This window comes from Enterococcus sp. AZ163 (assembly GCF_050498925.1).
In the GTDB taxonomy this organism is placed as follows: Bacteria; Bacillota; Bacilli; order Lactobacillales; family Enterococcaceae; genus Enterococcus_A; species Enterococcus_A ferrettii.
The window spans coordinates 1,762,149-1,780,447 of sequence record NZ_JBIPAO010000001.1; the positions used below are offsets into that span (position 1 = coordinate 1,762,149).

General features: G+C 41.8%; 20 protein-coding genes. 16 read left to right on the top strand and 4 right to left on the bottom strand.

The features are described 5' to 3' along the window. Positions 1–69 precede the first annotated feature (69 nt). The 8 genes from IGI46_RS08335 (at position 70) to IGI46_RS08370 (ending at position 8,072) form a co-directional block, all read left to right on the top strand. Positions 70–738 carry a response regulator transcription factor gene (locus tag IGI46_RS08335; protein WP_207701468.1) on the top strand — a complete coding sequence of 223 codons (669 nt, stop codon included), beginning with the start codon at positions 70–72 and terminating at the stop codon, positions 736–738. After that, positions 729–1,811, top strand: coding sequence for a sensor histidine kinase (locus IGI46_RS08340; RefSeq protein WP_429962878.1), 1,083 nt, complete (start codon positions 729–731; stop codon positions 1,809–1,811). The genes IGI46_RS08335 and IGI46_RS08340 overlap by 10 nt, the downstream gene beginning before the upstream one ends. A 58-nt stretch (positions 1,812–1,869) precedes the next feature. Next, positions 1,870–3,144 carry an ABC transporter permease gene (locus tag IGI46_RS08345; RefSeq protein WP_429973227.1) on the top strand — a complete coding sequence of 425 codons (1,275 nt, stop codon included), beginning with the start codon at positions 1,870–1,872 and terminating at the stop codon, positions 3,142–3,144. Further along, on the top strand, positions 3,141–3,830 hold the full coding sequence (locus IGI46_RS08350; RefSeq protein ID WP_429962880.1) for an ATP-binding cassette domain-containing protein: 690 nt from the start codon (positions 3,141–3,143) through the stop codon (positions 3,828–3,830). The genes IGI46_RS08345 and IGI46_RS08350 overlap by 4 nt, the downstream gene beginning before the upstream one ends. A gap of 28 nt (positions 3,831–3,858) precedes the next feature. Then, complete coding sequence (locus IGI46_RS08355; protein ID WP_429973228.1) at positions 3,859–5,328, top strand: ABC transporter permease; 1,470 nt, start codon at positions 3,859–3,861, stop codon at positions 5,326–5,328. Between the two features lie 12 nt (positions 5,329–5,340). Continuing rightward, positions 5,341–6,015: an ABC transporter ATP-binding protein gene (locus tag IGI46_RS08360; RefSeq protein WP_207701473.1), complete on the top strand. Its 675-nt coding sequence runs from the start codon at positions 5,341–5,343 to the stop codon at positions 6,013–6,015. Then, positions 6,008–7,432: a PASTA domain-containing protein gene (locus IGI46_RS08365; protein ID WP_429962882.1), complete on the top strand. Its 1,425-nt coding sequence runs from the start codon at positions 6,008–6,010 to the stop codon at positions 7,430–7,432. The genes IGI46_RS08360 and IGI46_RS08365 overlap by 8 nt, the downstream gene beginning before the upstream one ends. Positions 7,433–7,649: 217 nt before the next feature. Then, positions 7,650–8,072: a phosphate-starvation-inducible PsiE family protein gene (locus IGI46_RS08370; protein ID WP_429962883.1), complete on the top strand. Its 423-nt coding sequence runs from the start codon at positions 7,650–7,652 to the stop codon at positions 8,070–8,072. A gap of 10 nt (positions 8,073–8,082) precedes the next feature. Here IGI46_RS08370 and IGI46_RS08375 read toward each other — a convergent pair whose 3' ends face one another. Beyond that, positions 8,083–9,897, bottom strand: coding sequence for a sensor histidine kinase (locus IGI46_RS08375; RefSeq protein WP_429962884.1), 1,815 nt, complete (start codon positions 9,895–9,897; stop codon positions 8,083–8,085). 54 nt (positions 9,898–9,951) lie between these two features. Here IGI46_RS08375 and IGI46_RS08380 point away from each other — a divergent pair, with 54 nt between their 5' ends. After that, positions 9,952–10,662: a winged helix-turn-helix domain-containing protein gene (locus IGI46_RS08380; RefSeq protein WP_207701477.1), complete on the top strand. Its 711-nt coding sequence runs from the start codon at positions 9,952–9,954 to the stop codon at positions 10,660–10,662. On the opposite strand, the gene citG is transcribed toward IGI46_RS08380, so the two are convergent. The 3 genes from citG to IGI46_RS08395 all read right to left on the bottom strand — a co-directional run bounded on the left by citG (position 10,635) and on the right by IGI46_RS08395 (position 13,633). Further along, positions 10,635–11,525, bottom strand: a complete 891-nt coding sequence (gene citG / locus IGI46_RS08385; protein ID WP_429962885.1) for a triphosphoribosyl-dephospho-CoA synthase CitG — start codon at positions 11,523–11,525, stop codon at positions 10,635–10,637. The genes IGI46_RS08380 and citG overlap by 28 nt on opposite strands. Continuing rightward, complete coding sequence (locus tag IGI46_RS08390; protein ID WP_207701479.1) at positions 11,518–12,213, bottom strand: GntR family transcriptional regulator; 696 nt, start codon at positions 12,211–12,213, stop codon at positions 11,518–11,520. The genes citG and IGI46_RS08390 overlap by 8 nt, the downstream gene beginning before the upstream one ends. Positions 12,214–12,286: 73 nt before the next feature. Continuing rightward, a complete protein-coding gene (locus tag IGI46_RS08395; protein ID WP_207701480.1) occupies positions 12,287–13,633 on the bottom strand; it encodes a CitMHS family transporter in 1,347 nt (448 codons plus the stop codon). Positions 13,634–14,052: 419 nt separating this feature from the next. On the opposite strand from IGI46_RS08395, the gene IGI46_RS08400 reads away from it, so the two are divergent. From IGI46_RS08400 to citE, 7 genes are read left to right on the top strand one after another with little or no spacing between them, the layout of a single operon-like run. Continuing rightward, positions 14,053–14,388: a hypothetical protein gene (locus IGI46_RS08400; protein ID WP_429962886.1), complete on the top strand. Its 336-nt coding sequence runs from the start codon at positions 14,053–14,055 to the stop codon at positions 14,386–14,388. Positions 14,389–14,402: 14 nt separating this feature from the next. Further along, the gene (locus IGI46_RS08405) at positions 14,403–14,807 is read left to right on the top strand and encodes an acetyl-CoA carboxylase biotin carboxyl carrier protein subunit (RefSeq protein ID WP_429962887.1); all 405 of its coding nucleotides are present in this window, start codon (positions 14,403–14,405) and stop codon (positions 14,805–14,807) included. Between the two features lie 32 nt (positions 14,808–14,839). Further along, a complete protein-coding gene (locus tag IGI46_RS08410) occupies positions 14,840–15,955 on the top strand; it encodes a sodium ion-translocating decarboxylase subunit beta (RefSeq protein ID WP_429962888.1) in 1,116 nt (371 codons plus the stop codon). 13 nt (positions 15,956–15,968) lie between these two features. Next, entirely contained in the window at positions 15,969–16,094 is a 126-nt protein-coding gene (locus IGI46_RS08415) for an OadG-related small transporter subunit (protein WP_010755538.1), read from the top strand. Between the two features lie 15 nt (positions 16,095–16,109). Continuing rightward, entirely contained in the window at positions 16,110–17,129 is a 1,020-nt protein-coding gene (citC, locus tag IGI46_RS08420) for a [citrate (pro-3S)-lyase] ligase (RefSeq protein WP_429962889.1), read from the top strand. Further along, on the top strand, positions 17,116–17,424 hold the full coding sequence (gene citD / locus IGI46_RS08425) for a citrate lyase acyl carrier protein (RefSeq protein ID WP_429962890.1): 309 nt from the start codon (positions 17,116–17,118) through the stop codon (positions 17,422–17,424). Before citC ends, citD begins: the two co-directional genes overlap by 14 nt. After that, entirely contained in the window at positions 17,412–18,299 is an 888-nt protein-coding gene (citE, locus tag IGI46_RS08430) for a citrate (pro-3S)-lyase subunit beta (RefSeq protein ID WP_429962891.1), read from the top strand. Before citD ends, citE begins: the two co-directional genes overlap by 13 nt.

Below are 18,299 nucleotides of genomic sequence, written 5' to 3' on the forward strand. Positions count from 1 at the left end.
AAAAGGCGTAGACAAAGGGAAACCTTCTATACTATTCTTAGAAACAAGAGAAAAAGGAGTGTTTAATAAATGAGAGTATTGATGATTGAAGACAGTATTGAACTAGCGAATACAGTAAAAGCAGGACTGGAACGGGAAAATATTTCTGTCGATGTGGCTTATACAGGTTTAGCTGGGGAAGAAAAAGCTTTTGTAAATCAATACGATGCGCTTTTGTTAGACTTAAATCTGCCGGACAAGGATGGGTTGGAAATCCTTAACTTTTTAAGAGAATCTCAGATTGAAACCCCGATTATTATTATTACTGCCAGAGATGAAATTCAGGAACGGGCGAAGGGCTTGGATTTTGGGGCGGATGATTATTTGGTAAAACCTTTTGAGCTGCTGGAGCTGAATGCTCGTTTACGGGCGATCATTCGTCGCTTTCATGGTCGAACAACGCCACAAATTACCATTGGTGATTTGGTAGTGAATCCGGTCTGTCGAGAGGTTACTTATAGTGGTAATGTCATCGAGCTGAAGCCGAAGGAGTTTGATATTTTGCTGTGTATTGCTGAGAATTATCCGGCGATTGTTCCTTTGGTGAAGATTGCGGAGCATGTCTATGATGAGGATTTTGATCCTTTTTCATCAGTTTTGCGCGTACATATGGCCCGTTTGAAAAAGAAATTAGGCGATGCGGCAGGCAAAGAATTGTTAAAAAATATTCGAACAAAGGGGTATCAATTATGCGATTAAATTTTAAGATGACGTTAGTAATGCTGGTCTTTTCGCTGCTAGTTACGGCGGTGTTGATTTCCAGCTTTGTTTTGATGCGAATCAATATCGTGCAAACAAATGTCGCTGATTCTTTAGGCGACAATTTTTTTGTGGAAAATGTGGGGCAGACTCAAATTGAGATCAGCAGTGATGAAAATTTGGCGTTTTCCAGACTGGCAGTCAGCAGTGAGACTTTGGACAGTATATACATGAAGGAATATTTTAAATATTTACCATCAATTGCTTTAGGCATTTGTGGGGTTATCTTGCTGCTGACCTTTGTGCTTTGGGCTGTTCTGCGAAAAATATATGGCTCACAGGTTTTAGCGATCACTCATGACTTGAATTTTATCGAGCAGCTGTCTCAAGGAAGTGTAAAGGATGAGGCAGTCTCCAGTGCTTTTGAGACCTTGAAGCAGAAATTTGATGGACATTTGAATGACTACAAACGTTTAAACAGCTATCTGACTCATGAACAGAAAAATGCGATTGCTATTTTGCGTACCAATCTTGAGCTGGAGGCTGCGGGACAAGCCAATCTGCAGGTTTTGGATCGCTTGACGGACAGCATTGATGATATTTTGACGTTATCCAATAATGAAGGAGATCTAACGGAAGAACTGGTGGATGTGGCGATGATCAGTGCGGAAGTTTGTGATTTATACAGACGAAATTATCAGCAGCTAAGCTTTGACTTTGATGAAGAGCTGCCGGCTTTAATTCACGGTAAGGACCGCTGGATTTACCGGGCGATTTCTAATTTAGTGGATAATGCTATTAAATATGGTGAAGGCCAGCCGATAAAAGTCTCAGTAGAAAATAAAAAAGGCAGTGTGCTGCTGAAGGTGGCCGATCAGGGTGCAGGAATTCCTAAGAAGAAACAAGCAGAAATATTTGCCCATAACTATCGGATTCAAGGCTTGAAGCAGGATGGCTATGGTATTGGGTTATCCGTCGTCTTGCATGTTTGCAGCTTGTGTAAAGGGTTTGTCTATCTGGAAAGCGAAGAGAAGAAGGGATCAACTTTTTATTTGACCTTTCCCAGTGTTTAACAGTTAACACAGAGTTAACAATTGATTTGCTAATATGTAGAGGTAGGAGGAAATGGTGATGATGTTCATCCAACATGCTTTTTTAAATCTGAAGCGGAACAAACGCAATGATTTTTTCATCGGCTTGCTTTTTTTTAGCTTATTGCTAGGCTTCTTTTGCTTGCTGCAGGTTTATGCGGCGGTGGAACATTCGCTGGTGGAAACTAAGAAACAAACCGATACGATTGTAAACGTGGAACCAGATTTTCAAAAACAAAAGCATGTCACAAATTTGAATGAAGCAGATTTACAAGCGTTAAATGAATTACCTAATGTTGAAGAAAGTACACTGATTGGCTACACGGCGGTGGAGATTTCGGGAATTACCTTGGAAGATGGAGCAAGTGTTGCGACCTTTAGTTCGGGCACTATCAGTACATCTGGGACACCTAAAGTGAGTGTGACTGCTTTGGATAACGCTTCGTTGAAAAGATATTTTCAGTCAGCAAAGAAAATAACTCTTCAAGGAGAGCTGCCTTTAGAGGAGGGAACCTGCCTGGTGACTGAACAATTTGCTAAAAGTAACAAGCTGAAGCTGGGAGATGAGTTAAGCCTTGGCAACGGGAATAAAAAGCTGAAAATTGTCGGTATTTCCTCGAGCGACAACGAACCCCAGGAACTTTTAGGAGCTATTTTCGTCAATTTGCCAACCAATGAGTTTCTGGCAGATAGTACTGAGAACAGCCTCAATACTGTGACGGTGCGTTTAAAAAATCCACAGGCAGTTGGAGATTTTAAAAAAGAATTACGTAAGCAGTCAGCATTTGACCAGTATCAAGTTTACACCGACCAAGGGTATTTTCAGATTTTCGAAACCTTTATCAGTCAACAGGAATTATTGCTAAACGGTGCGATTGCTGCAGGAATCTTGAGCCTGTTCTTTATGGGCCTGTTTTACAGTCAATTATTTAAGCGTCGAGGGCCAGATATTTTCGCTCTTCGTTTGATGGGACTGCGTCCGAGTCAATTGGTTATCAGTAATATTTTGGAGATTACGTTGATTGCCTTGCTCAGTTTCGTTGTAGCTTATATCAGTGCCAGCTTTATCAGTGAGAGTTTGGTGACTAATTGGCTAAATAGCCTGCGTCAAACCAGTACAACCCAGATTCCGTTAATCACAATGAAGCATGCTGGCCTAACTGCTGCGGAAATTCGTCAATTGCTGCAGAGTAATGACAGTGCAAAATTTCTTTTACCGTATTTTGCGAGTTTCCTTTTAGTGATTGTAGGACTGACTAGCCGGATGATTTTCGTCTTTGGTCATTATTCTTTTCAGCTAAGGAGAAAAACATGAGACAGCTTTTACTGAAAAATGTCAGCTATTCGACCAACAGACCAGCAATTGAACTTATTCATCAGCTGAATGCGGAGTTTTTACCGGGCAAGGTGTACTTGATTCTAGGAAATGCACAGTCGGGTAAAACTACACTGCTCTCTTTATTGGCTGGTCTAATGACCTGTTCTGAGGGTACCATCACCTTCGATGGGCAAGACTTGGCGGAAATGAATCGAGATGATTATCGGGCTGGAAAAGTCAGTTGTCTTTTTCAATCAGGCATGCTGGTTAAGGATACACCACTGGCAAACTTGGCATTGGAGGCAATCATTGCTCAACAGGAAGTGTCAACCAGTGAGCTAAATAGGGTTCTTCAACAGGTAGGATTAACGCCAGTACAAATCAAGACGGCTGTTCATAAGCTGGATAAAAAGACTCAGCAGCTGGTGAGCTTGGCTAAACTGATGGTCAGTAAATCACCACTAGTTTTGCTGGATGAACCAGCGCAGCTTTTTTCGGAACTTAATCTAGAGGAAACTTTGGATGAGCTGTCTGATTTTTGCCGTAAACACAAAAAATGTTTGATTATTGCTTCGCAGTCGAAAAATACTGTCAAATTTGCTGATGAACTTTGGGGCTTGAATGGAGGAAAACTACTATTTATCAAAGAACAGCAGGTTATTAAAAAGGGTGGAGTAAGGTAACACTGTTCAGCGATTGAAAGGACAGCAAATGAATTATTGGAAGCGTGCATGGAGCAGTGTCAGTCGGAGAAAAGGGAAATCATTGATTCTTTTTGCCGTAATTTTTGTTTTAGGAAACGTTATTGCTGGAGCGATTGCTATTCAGCAATCCACGGGAAATGTGGAGAAGAAAATGAAGCAGCAGCTGGGAGCTACGGTGTCAGCTGAAGTGGATATGGATAAGCTGATGCAAGAAAGCGACTCAATGGCTGCCATGAAAGGTCCAGAGCCTTTGAAAGAGGATATCATCAAAAAGATTGGCGAATCCTCTTATGTGAAGGACTATGATTACAGCTATACAAGCTATCTCACCTTGGATTCCTTTAAAACCTATCAATTAGAGCAGGAGAACGTTAGTGTCAACGGCGGCACGAACATGCTGACCTTAAGGGGCAGCAACAAAGAGGAGCCTGCTGACTTTAAAAACAAAAAAGTTAAGCTGGTAGAAGGCAGCTTCCCATCGCAGGAAGATGCAAAAAATGGTCAATCTACGGCGGTGATTTCTAAAAAAGTTGCCGATGAGAACGGCTTAAGTGTCGGTGATCAAATGGTGCTGGACACAACCTTTGTTTCGCAAAAAGAAGATGGTAGTACTGATTCTCAGGAATCATTGAAGCATTCGGTTAAAATTGTGGGTCTTTTTGAACCCATTAAATTAGATAAAAAGAAAAACGATGGCAAAGGTGGCGGGATTCAACAGCAATTCATGGAAATGGATCAGTTCAATACAGCGTACATGCCTAATAAGTTAGTGAAATCCATTGGCCAAGCTGAGTTTGAGAAAGGCAAAGAAATCGATCCATCCGCCTATGAAGATTCTGACAGTTCGGAACAAATCACACCAATCTATACCTTGAAAAGTCCAGATGATGTCGAAGCCTTCAAGGAAGAAATGAGTACCATGCTGCCGGAGGGCTATAAAGCAACAGCCTCTACCGATGAGTTTGATAAGGTAGGTGCTAGTGTGAAGAAGCTGTCAACGATTTCTGGTTATGTCGTTTTGCTATCGATTGTAGCGTCATTACTGATTATTTCCTTAGTAGTCGTTCTGTTTCTGCGTGATAGAAAGCATGAATGGGGCATTTATCTTTCCTTAGGTGAGCGTCGTAAAAATATTATGCGTCAGGTTGTGATGGAGCTATTAGTCATTAGTATGGTAGCGATGTGTCTGTCCTTAGTTACTGGGAATTTCTTAGGTAAACTAATTTCAGAATCCTTAGTTTCCAGCGATGCCCTAGCCGAGGTCCAAAGCGGGGCAGGCAACCAGATGATTATGGCTGGTGGTCAAAGTCTAGGCTCCGGTTTGACGACTGATGACGTTATCAGCAACTATGAAGTGAAGTTTTCTTTGTCCTACATTGTTACGTTTCTATTCTCGGGATTAGCGACTGTACTGCTGTCAGCTGTTTTACCGCTGACCTATGTAATGCGTCTAAACCCTAAGAAAATTATGATGTAGGAGGAATTCAGGATGACAATTTTAAAAGCAAAAAATGTTAGCTATTTTTATCAAGATGGAGACCAAAAACGGATTATCTTAAAGGATACCTCCATTAACTTTGAGCAGGGACAATTTTATACTATTTTAGGCGATTCAGGCTCAGGAAAAACAACCTTTTTATCACTGATTAGTGCTTTGGATGAACCAAAGGCCGGGCAAATTCTTTATCGTGATAAAAACATCAAGGAAATCGGCTACGATGAGTATCGTAGAGATGATATTAGCATCATTTTTCAAAATTACAACTTGGTTCCGTATCTGACTGCTTTGGAAAATGTTTTGGTAGCTATGACAATTACTGATAATAAATTGCCAGCATCTCAAAATGAGGTAGCTTACAATCTATTGGATTATATTGGCATTACCAAAACTAAGGCGGATCGATTAGTGACACAGCTTTCAGGGGGAGAGCAGCAACGGGTAGCGATTGCTCGGGCGTTATCAACCAATGTGGATATCATTTTGGCGGATGAGCCCACAGGAAACTTGGATGAGGAGATGGAGCAGGAAATTGTGGATATCTTCAAGGATTTGGCCTTCACTCACAATAAATGTGTGATTGTGGTTACCCATTCCAAGGAAATCGCCAAGCAATCGGACAAAACCTTCTTTCTAAAACAAGGCGAGTTGATCAGCTATGAGTGATTTTCTCTCTAATTTTAACGGCAACAACTATAAAAAAACCGACAAGCCCTCTTCTGAAGAGTCAAAGCCAACATCCCCCAAGCAGCCTTCGGAACCAGTCAAGGAGGAGCCGGAACAATCGGCGCTTTCAGAGGAACCAAAAATTGAGAGCCGTCGTCAAAAGACTGAAATTACTGAGATAGACGATACCTATCAAGCCAAGCAAAAGAAGAAAAAAAGACGGATTATTTTTGGAGTGATTGTCGCTGTAATCCTCTGTATGATTGCTTATTACCGGGTCAGTCATGTAAAAATGCCCAACTTTGCGGATAAGCCTTTGTCTGAAGCTCGGGTGTGGGCAACTGAAAACAAAATGCAGGTGAATACAAAACAGGAATTTTCACTGAAGAAGGAAGCCAACACTGTTTTATCCCAATCTCAGAAAGCGGGCAGCCAAGTAAAAAAAGGTGGCAAGCTCCAACTGACTACCAGCAAAGGACCGGATCCAGAGCAACAGCTGAAGCTGCCGGATTTTTCAACCTTAAGCAAGCAGCAGGCGGAAAACTGGATTAAGGAAAATCAGGCAACAAATATTTCCTTAATCGAGGAGTATAGTGATACAGCTGAGAAAGGAAAGTATCTCAATTTTGAGATTGCCAATCCAGAGGTAACCAACAAAAATTATCGACGCAAGGATGCTGCAAAGGTCTTCTATTCAAAAGGAAAAGAAACCTATAAGAAGAATATTTCAGTCCCTGATTTTATTCGTAAATCCCGTGGGGAAGTAGAAACCTGGGCAAAAACGAACGAGATCAATGTAACCTACGAAGAAGCGACCTCCAACGATGTACCTGCGGACAGCATTGTTTCGCAAAATCTTTCGAAGGACGAAAAAATTGCGAAAAAGGATGCCATGACAGTAGTTGTGTCATTAGGCAAAGGGTTCACTATTCCTAATTTTGCAGACTACAGTTTAGAAGATGCAGCCAATGCGGTCGAAGGTGTTCAAGTTCAAGCGAAAGGAATTTACACAAACAACCTGCCGTATGGTCAGCTAGTTTCCCAAAGTGTTGCTGCTGGGACAGTATTAAACGCCAAAAGTGATTTGCGCGTTCAAGTGTTGTATTCATTGGGACAGCCGTACCTAAAAGATTTAAGAGGAACGACTGTTGAAGGAGATTTACAAAAATACTTTTACAATGAGTTCCAATCTAAAGGAGCCAATATCAATTATGTCATCCGTCATGTGGATTCTGATCAGCCGAAGGGAACTGTGGTGGGCATGAGCACTCGCAATGTTTACCTGCCACTGGACTATACGGTTTCACTGGATATTAGTTTAGGAAATTTAGGCTCAGCTGATAGTATTCCTAATGGGAACAACCAGCAGCAAGGCGGAGGCGACAATGCCGAGGAAGGCAGTCAAGGACAGGAATAAATCTGTTTATAGTCTTAACAGCAGAATGCTAGTAATTATAAAAAGAGTGATCATCGTTTACGTTATTCTCAGCGATGGTTACTCTTTTTTTGTCACAAACCTCTTGAAATTCGGATTCTTAGCTATAGAGAAGCGCTAGAAAGTTTATTGTCTTTTTATTGTGTTTAGCTAAAAAAGCATGTGTTTTTTAGTTATAATTAAAAGAAGGACAAGGAGGATGCGTTTGGGGAAGAAATTTAAACTATTTGAAAAGGGAATCAGTTCTTTAATTGATTTTTTGTTAGCGCTTTTAATCATTGTGGTAATGATTGTAATGGGAGAAGCGATCTTTACGATCATTACCCATGTTATTCCGCTGGCTTCAATGGAGGAATTGTCGATTTTAATTGAAGAAGTCGCTACATTGTTTATTTTGCTGGAAATTATTTTGATGCTGCTGCGCTATGTTAAGGAGGGCCATCATATTCCGGTTCGCTACTTGATTTTGATTAGTATTACAGCGATTCTGCGGGAGCTGTTGTTGGCTCAGGGAGAGGGCGTTGAAACTTTATTTTTGGCGTTGTCAATCTTAGTTCTGGTGTTTGTATTATTTGTACTGGAAAGAATCAAAGCCTTCCACAAATCCGATAGCGAATTGTGAAAGGCTTGGGTTAAGCTGTTGGCGTGTCATCAGTCAAAGGAATTCCGATAACAAAGGAGGTTCCTGCATTTGAACTGGTAACTGAAAGCAGCCAGTCGTTCTTCTTGATAATCGAAGAAACGATGAATAGACCAAGTCCAGTACCACCACTAGCCGTTTTCGTTGTAAAGAAAGGCGTGAAGATTTTGTCTTCAATTTCTTTAGGAATACCTGGTCCATTGTCGGTAATCTGGATTAAGGCAAAATCTTTGGTGCTGTAAGCTAGCGAATGCTTCTGAAATTGTTGGCTTTCCTGTTCATCTGCGCGCTTAACCAAAACATTAATCACTGTATTGGCTTTGCGGGCTTGATAGGCATTGGTTAACAGATTGTATAAAATGACCTGCAGCTCTTCTTTTTCAAAGCAGCTGTTGCCAGTAGTCTGCTGCTGAAAGGTCAATCTTACTTTTTTAGGAATTAAGATCCGCATCGTTTCGATTGCTTCGGCAACGGCTGCGGTAATATTGACAGTCTCCTTTGTGTTGGAGGCCAGCTTGGAAAAACGCAAAACATTGGTTGAAAGTTTTTGCCCCCGTTCTGCTGCATGGTAGACTTCCTGCAAATCGTCAATTAATGCTTGGTTTTGCTGGTGCTCTTCGATCATTAATTCTAAATTACCAATCATCGGAGTTAAGAAATTATTCATATCATGAACAATCGAAGTAGTCAGCAGGCCAATGGTTTCCAGCTTGGATTCCTGCAGCATGCTTTTTTCCAAGGAATGCCGCTCATTCATTAGCTTTTGCCGTTCCAGCAGCCGCAGGTTTTCCAAGTAGCTTTGGTTGCGCCGTGAATAGCTTCGCAGACTAAAGGTCAGAAGTAAAATTGTAGCCAGCAGAATACACAGCAAGCCTAAAATGATTAGACTTTCTTGAATTGCTACGCCATTTTGTTCATAAAAATCAGAGTTGGTGGCGACAATCCATTTGGCTTTTCCAACGGTAATCCAGCGATAGGCGGTCAGCTTGAGTACCCGAGTGGGGTCTTTTTTATCCCACCAATAGGAATGATAACTCATGGTTCCATCAGAGTTAGCTAATTGAGTCTTTTCCAAGCGTTCGAGATCGGTATAATCAAGGTTGGGGTATTTTTTTTGGCGATCTTCCACAATCGACAGACTAATTTGTTCATTGGAAGGGTGCATTACGACCTTCATATCCTGATTTTTGATCATGGTATAGCCGCTGAATTGATCATCTGCATCTAGAGTTGAAAGATATAATTGTTCCAAATCTAGAGGAAGCACAAGTAGAGCGATCGGTTGATTTTGATTATTTTTGATTACCCGATACAGATTTAAGTATGATTTTTCTTTTTCAAAATAGCTGCTTCCATTTTGATCCACCTGACCGTTTAAAGCTTGAGAGAAAGACGGGTCTTTTTTTAAAAAGGCCGGAAACTCAGTCTGAGGTTCAAAGGTTTGTTTATCAAAAGACTTGCCGTCCAACAGGTTTCCCTGAGTATCCAGCAGGTAGAGACCGACAATAGCGGAGGATTTATTGCTTAAGCTTTTCTCGATTTGTTCGGTCTTGCTTAATTCCAGCGGTGTATTATCGAAAAAGACATTGGAAGCATAATCCTCCAATGATAAGGAATAAGATTCAATTTCTAATGTTAGGATATTAATTGCAAAATCGTTTATTTTAATTAGCTGATCAGTTCCCATTTTCAGTGCATGCTTCTGTGTACTGCGATAGGTAGTCGCCGTCACGACAATCCCAATAATTGTTAAGCAGAGGATGCTGATTAGGCTGATACTCAACCATTTATTTGAAGGTTTATCCATAAATGATCCTTTCCGAAAAAAAGAATTATCCACCCATTATTAGGAGGAACTAATGTGAGAAACGAAAAGATTTTGGTTGTAGACGACGATTCAGCCATTCGGCGTTTAATTTGGAAATCATTACAATCAACCGGTATTTTAATTTATCAAAGCGACTCGGTAGAAAAAACCGTCGATATCATGAGTCGTGTAAAGTTTGATCTGTTTATTCTGGACATCAGTCTGGAGCATGACAATGACGGCTATCATCTGGCACAGCTGATTAGAGAACAGGATCAGGTAGTGCCTATCATTTTTCTTAGCGGTAAGAAGAATGAAGAGGATATTATCAACGGGCTGGAAGTAGGAGCAGATTACTATATTACCAAGCCTTTTTCACCGAATTTGTTGAAGGCCCAGGTTGTATCAACTCTTGACCGCGGCAAAATCATTAAGAATCACCAGATTACTGAAAAGAACAATGAGATCATTGAAGGGGACTTTCGCTTTGACCGTAGTCGTTATCAGCTGTACAAAAAAGATGAGCCGATCAAGCTGTCTTCAAAGGAAATCAAGCTTATTCAGTTCTTCATGGAGAATCCCGATCAGGTTTTCTCCAAAGAGCAAATTTACCATAGTGTCTGGGGCGATGGCGAAATGGATGCCAATACGATCATGGTGTTCATTAACCATCTGCGCAATAAGATGGAGGACGACCCTAAGGATGCTCAATACATCAAGACAATTTGGGGCTTAGGCTACACCTTTTTACCAAATGGTGAGTAAAACAACCCCTCCAGCTGAGCAAAATAAATTCCTAGAGACAGTAAGTCAGCTGAGCCGCCGGGACTAAGATAACGTTTCGTCAACAGTGTATCATAATTTATGAGTTCATTAAGCAATTCTTTTTCTGAAAGAGCTGCTTGATGAATTTTTTTGCTTTCTTTGCGAACGGTATCTAAGGCTGCGGTTCCACCACGATGCAATAAATTGCTGTCCTCAACTTCACTCATTAAGTAGATCAAACTCCGCAATAGTAGGATATCCGTCTTCTCTGTCTGATTCGCGCGCAGATAAGGCAGCAGGTAATTTGCTAAGGCAGGGTATCCGGCGGCTGCTTCGCCGCGAATGCCAGTGCTGCCCTTTTCTAGATACAAGTGTTCACCATAAGAAAGGTGTTTCTTCCTATTTAAATGTTGGAAATCTTGTACTAACAAGGGTTTAGTTAATTCACTAGCCAGCTTTAGAATCGCTTGTGTATCAACGGGTGAGAAGGGCAGTGTCATATCTGGTTTTTCTTGAAGATACATGCCAGCAGCTCCCAGCAAAACAGCAAAGGAAAAATTAGCACCTTTATGGGTATTAATCCCATTGGTTGCTGTCAGCATGGCCTTCTCAGCTAAGCTGCCGGTTTGTCGCAGCTGATTAAAGAGATCCGGCAGTGTTCCTCTATGATGATAGCCTAATTCAAAATATTCTTGCAGGAATGGACGCAGGCTAACGATACTGTGAATAAAGGTGGTGAAATCCATGTCGTTGTGAGCACCGTTAGTTCTTCGATCTACTAATCCCGGTTTTGGTGTCAAAGCTACCTCAAGCCACAGTGCTTTTTCGGCGCAGCTGACAATAGCTGTTTCTAGATTAGTCAATTTTTCGCCGCTCCATTTCCGTTAAAATGAATTTCAGTGAGCGCTCTAAATGCTCATGAGTAATTAACGTAATTTGTTCAACATTATTTGTTTTCATCCCGCGATAAATTAACCAGTGCTCCTTCAAGGCCTGTTCCCGGCGATTGGAGGATCGAATAGCAATGTCGCGAAAATAGACAAGATAAGCCTGCAGATTCAGTACAATTGATTTCAGGCGGGGCATCTGACTTTTTTCATAAATAAATGCATTAAAGTCAGAAAAATTCTTTAGAACTTCTTCTACTTTGTCTTCCTGATTCAACTGTTCACCGTACTTCAGAAGCTCCCTTAATTCGGCAAAATCAGCTTCGGTCATACTTTCCATCGCTTTGATAGTAGCCATTGTATCCAAGGCTTTGCGTATATCATAAATTTCGTAGGCATCCTTAATACTGATTCCCTTCACAACGATGCCAATTCTTGGTACATGCTCCACCAATTGTTCCTTCACTAATTGAGTCATTGCATAGCGGATGGGGGTGCGGCTGATATTCAGTACTTCAGAGAATTCTTTTTCGTTGATTCTTGCTCCAGCTGGGATTTCTCCTAAAATAATCGTTTTCCGAAATGCTTCGTAAATCAGTACTTTCAATGTTTTATTTTGGGTTAGATCCAAATTTTTGCGAATGGCTTCTACGTAAGGACTCATGATTTTCTTCCTTTCAGTTAGCATAAGATAAAACAGGAAAAGCAAGGCCAGAAATCCGGCCTTGCAGGTTTTCTTATTGAGGAACATATAGCGGCATGTAACCAAATAGCACTAAGGTAACAATAAAAATCAGGAAGATACCTAAGGCATATTTAGCTGATTCTTTTTGCCATTGCCCCATGTCTAAACCTGTTAGACGCAGCAGTAAATAAATGAACGCTACTAATGGACTCAGCAGATGGAACGCTTGTCCCATCAAAGAAGCTAGAGCCATTTGCATATTGGTGAAACCGTAAGCACGTCCTGCTTCCGCCAAAACTGGCAAGACCCCAAAGTAGAACCCATCATTAGAGATGAAGAAGGTGCCGGGTGCTGAAATCAAGGCGATTACTAAGCCCCAGAAGCCAGCTAATTGTTTAGGGATAATCGTGGTGAAGCTGTTAGCCAAAGCAGTTGCCATCCCTGAACCTTGGAACAAGCCCATGAATACACCGGCTGCAAATACGAGGATAACTACTTGCACAGCATCGCCGCCGTTTGCACCGATTCGAGCAGACTGCTGCTTCAGTACTGGGTAATTTACCATTAATGCGATACACGTACCAACTAAGAACAACAAAAGTGGTGGCAGACCGATTGGCTCATAGAATGATCCAGCTACTAACCAGGCGATCAAACCGATAGTCAAAATACCGTTAAAGATAAAGTTTTTTGGACGACGAATTTCTAAAGTTTCTGGATCAGTTACCGTAGTCATTTCGTCAATTTCAGCATCTGATAATTCAGTGATCCCTAAGCGGGCACGCTCCTGTTTACCCATCCGACGGGCAACAAACAAGATTACATAAAGAATGGACAATACCATCCCTGGTGCTAAATAGCTCAAAATGTCAGCATCTACTTCTAGTACGGCCATAGCACGAGCAGTTGGACCACCCCACGGCAGCAGGTTCATAATAGTGTTTTGCAGGATGACTAAGACACCTAGGTTCATCATTTTCATATTTAGTTTTTTATAAATCGGAATAAAAGCTGAACAGCAGATCAGGGTCGTAGTTGTTCCATCACCATTCAATGAAACCGCAGCTGCAACGACTGCAGTTGCCATCAAGACCTTCATTGGATCGCCCTTAGCAAAGTGAATCATTTTCTTTGTGACTGGATCGAATAACCCCGCATCCAACATAATAGAGAAATATAAAATAGCAAAAAGCAGCATAATCCCTGTAGTGGAGGTAGTACTGATCCCTTCTAAGACAAACTCCCCGATATTTCCTTTCTCGGCTACCCCAGTCGCCATGGCAATCAAAGTGAAGATTAATGGAATGACCACCAATGAGGTAAATGGGGACATTTTCTTTTTCATGATTACAAACATAAAGACAATAATCATTAAATAAGACAATACAGTTAATAACATTTTTTCCCTTCCTTTCTCATATGAAGCTAAAAAACCTTTTAGTTTGTAAGCGTTGACAACCCTTGGCGATAAAAAACCAATTTTTTATTTCAAATAATACTAGTGTTATTTATCGTTGGTGTGTAACCGCTTAGCACCTATAGAATAATCAATTCTTGCAATACAAAAAAGAGCCCTAAGACAAAAAGAACAGGAAAAGAACAATTATTATCTAATAGTCTTAGCGATTGCTTAACAAGATATTAATAGAATCTTAACGCTGTATAAATGTTGTTAAATCAACGTTTTTGTAGGTTTTTCTCTCTTTCTTTTATAAAAGGAACAACGAAAGAACAATAATCGGGGATTTAAGACTATCCAATTACCCAGCAAATCATTTAATCTGGACTCAAGCAAATAAAGTTGGAAAGGAGATTGACGTGTCTTTATTCGATAAGTTTTTTAAAAAGGATAAAACTGGAAAAACAAATCAACCGACTGCTAAGAGCGTGGACAAAGAATCACCTGCCAAAGATAACGAAGTATGGGAAGAGCTGCCGGGATTTATCGACACTGATTCAAAGGACTATCAGCTCGTTAGTCTAATTGCGACTGCGATTGCGACTGGCGATCAGCCCGACAGTCAATTTGTAGTGAAACGGATTTTGAAGCGGAACCCTGAGGCAAAGCAAGTATCGCTGATTGTCGCCAGCATTGCTGCAGGAGCTCATCCAGAAAGTCAGCTAAGCATTCGGAAAATTTCAAAGAGAAAGTAATTAGGAGGAAGAACATGTTACGTAAATTTAAAATCTCAATTGATGGTCAGGAATATTTAGTAGAAATGGAGGAAATCGGTGGGGTTCCACAGGCTGCACCTGCTGCACCAGCAGCTCCGGCGCCCGTGGCTGAACCAGTTCAAGCGGCCGCCGCACCTTTAGAAGAAGCACCGACCGTACCTGCCGCTTCATCCGCTCCAGCTGGTGCGGATGCGCTGACTGCTCCAATGCCGGGAGCTATTTTGAAGGTCTTGGTGAATGTAGGGGATGCCGTAAAGCAAAACCAGCCATTGATGATTTTGGAAGCGATGAAGATGGAAAATGAAATTGTTGCCAGCAGTGACGGCACAGTTACCGGTATCCACGTACAACCAGGCGATGTCGTAAATCCAGGCGATCCTTTGATCACAGTCGGTTAAGAAATAAATATGGAAAAAGGAAGTGACTTTTGTTGGAAACATTGATTGAAGGAGTTTTAGGTATGGGGCAGGAGCCGGGACGCATCGTAATGATGGTGATCGGGGCAGTCTTAATGTACTTGGGGATCAAGAAGGAGTATGAGCCAACCTTGCTGGTGCCGATGGGACTAGGAACAATTTTAGTGAATTTCCCGAATTCTGGCGTGCTGAGTGCTGCAGGAGAGCCGGGACCGTTTCAGGTATTGTTTGATATTGGGATCAGCACAGAATTATTCCCATTGCTATTGTTTATCGGAATTGGGGCGATGATTGATTTTGGACCATTGCTGCAAAATCCGTTTTTACTATTATTTGGAGCTGCCGCTCAATTTGGTATCTTCTTTACAATAATTGTTGCAGTATTGTTAGGATTTGATTTAAATGACGCGGCCTCGATTGGGATTATCGGAGCAGCGGATGGACCAACCTCTATCTTTGTGGCGAATACCTTGAATTCGAAATATATGGGAGCCATCATGGTGGCTGCGTATTCTTACATGGCATTGGTACCAATCATCCAGCCAGTAGCGATCAAAGCTGTGACAACAAAACACGAACGTCAAATTCGCATGAACTATCGTGCCGGCGAGGTTTCTCAAACGGCGAAGATTTTATTCCCGATTGTCATTTCAGTGGTGGCTGGGCTAATTGCTCCCGTTTCCTTGCCATTAGTTGGTTTCTTGATGTTTGGAAATCTATTGAGAGAATGCGGTGTACTGGATCGTTTGTCCTTAACCGCCCAAAATGAACTGGTAAATATTATCAGTATTCTGTTAGGACTTGCTATTTCGGTAAAAATGCAATATGCAGAGTTCTTGCAGGTGGATACTTTGATGGTAATTGGTTTAGGATTAGTAGCCTTTGTAATGGATTCAGTAGGCGGTGTGCTCTTTGCTAAATTACTAAACCTGTTCCGTAAAGAGAAAATCAATCCGATGATTGGTGCGGCTGGAATTTCTGCCTTTCCGATGTCAAGTCGAGTTATTCAGAAGATGGCTACGGAGGAAGATCCGCAGAACTTCATTTTGATGCATGCAGCTGGAGCCAACGTGTCTGGTCAGATTGCTTCGGTTATTGCTGGTGGTCTGCTGCTAGCCTTGTTAGTTTAGGAGGGAAAAAAAGATGTCTGCAGATTTAATGAAATCATTTGAGCTATTGGTATTTGGTTGGGGCGGCGTGTTTGTCGTGATTCTGATCATCTACGTAGCTTCGCAATTGTTAGCAAAATTGTTCCCAGTCAAAAAATAAAAAGGGGATTTTAGCATGTTTGATTTAAGAAGGCTCTGGCTGGACAAAGACCAAGCTATGTTTCAGCAATGGGCCGACCTGATGAGGCGTTCTGGGTTAAGTCCGCAAGAAAGTGTCGAATACACAGTAGGACTGTTTAAAGAAGGTCAATTGATCGCCTCGGGTTCCTATCAAAAAAACATTATTAAGTGCTTGGCGGTAGAGAAGGAATACCAGTCAGAAAACCTGTTAACTCAACTCATGATTCATTTAATGGAACGGATGCGGGAAAAGGATCAAAACCATTATTTCTTGTATACCAAGCCTAGTGAAGCCAAGATTTTCCATTCACTGGGATTCCATACCATAGTAGAAAACGAATCGGTGCTGTTCACCGAACAGGGTTCGCCCAATATTGATGACTATCAGGAGCTGTTGGAGAAACATCGGCATCCGGGAACAGCCAGCAGTATTGTGATGAATGCTAATCCTTTTACCAAGGGGCATCAGTATTTAATTGAGACAGCCGCAGCTAAGAGCGATCATGTTTATGTGTTTGTTCTGTCAGAGGATCGTTCAGACTTTTCTAGTGAGGATCGGATGAATATGGTCAAGCTGGGAGTGAGCCATTTGAAAAATGTGACGGTGCTGCCGAGTCGTGATTACATGGTATCGACAGCGACGTTTCCAGCCTACTTCTTAAAAGAGAATGCGCCGTTGGCTGTAGCGAAAACTCAGGCAGCGGTGGATGCTCTGCTGTTTAAAGAAAAAATTGCACCGATTTTGAACATTCGCTCTCGTTTTGTAGGCGAGGAGCCTTTTTCACCAGTAACGGAGGTCTACAATCGCTCGCTGCAATCCGTATTTGGTACCGAACTGGAGCTGGTGATCGTTCCCCGTAAGGAAGTGGAGGGCGTAGCAATCAGTGCCACCAATGTACGCAAAGCTTTAAAGGAAAAAGATGTCGAAGGGTTAACCCATCTTGTTCCTCAAACAACCTATGACTATTTGAAAAAAATCAAGAAAATAGAGGTGGAATTAAGTGGAAATTACTAAGAGTGCGGTAGCAGGTACAGTTGAATCAAGCGATATTATGATCACGCTAGGTCCTCATGAAGGAGCATTGATTGAAATTGAGTTGGACAGCAGTGTGGAAAAGCAATTTGGTGATCAAATTCGCAAGGTAATTAAGGAAACGCTGGAGAAGCTGGGCATTACTTCAGCGAAGGTTGTAGCGATAGATAAGGGCGCATTGGATTGCACGATTCAAGCCCGCACCGTGACTGCTGCTTATCGGGCCGCAGATCAGCAAGCCTACAACTGGAAGGAGATCGACTCATGGAACGCTTAAGAAGAACAATGATGTTTGTGCCAGGGGCCAATGCAGCGATGCTGAGAGATGCTCCCTTATATGGGGCCGATTCGATTATGTTTGATCTAGAGGATGCCGTTTCTTTAAAAGAAAAGGATTCTTCCCGAACCTTGGTGCATTTTGCCCTAAAAACCTTTGATTACAGCCAGGTTGAGACGGTCGTGCGTATTAATGGTTTGGATACGGTGGGAGCTTTGGATGTTGAAGCGATGGTATTAGCTGGAGTAAATGTTATTCGGTTGCCTAAAACGGAAACGGCTCAGGATATTGTTGATGTAGAGGCAGTAATTACCCAAGTGGAGCAGGACAATCAAATTTCTGTAGGAACCACCAAAATGATGGCAGCAATTGAATCAGCAGAGGGTGTTTTGAATGCAAGAGAAATTGCGAAAGCTTCTGATCGGCTGATTGGAATTGCCTTAGGTGCAGAGGATTACGTAACCAATATGAAAACTCGCCGCTATCCCAATGGGCAGGAATTATTTTTTGCCCGCAGTATGATTTTGCATGCTGCTCGAGCTGCTGGTATTGCAGCCATCGATACGGTCTATTCTGATGTGGACAATGCGGAAGGCTTCAAAGATGAAGTTCGTTTAATTAAACAGCTGGGCTTCGACGGGAAATCGGTGATTAATCCGCGCCAAATTCCTTTAGTCAACAACATTTACGCGCCAACGGAGAGAGAAATTCAGAATGCTAAGGAAGTCATCTGGGCGATTCGTGAAGCGGAATCGAAGGGTTCTGGTGTCATTTCACTAAACGGAAAAATGGTCGACAAACCCATTGTAGAGCGGGCTGAGCGAGTTATTGCTTTAGCTAAAGCGGCGAAATTATTAACCGAGGAGGATATTTAA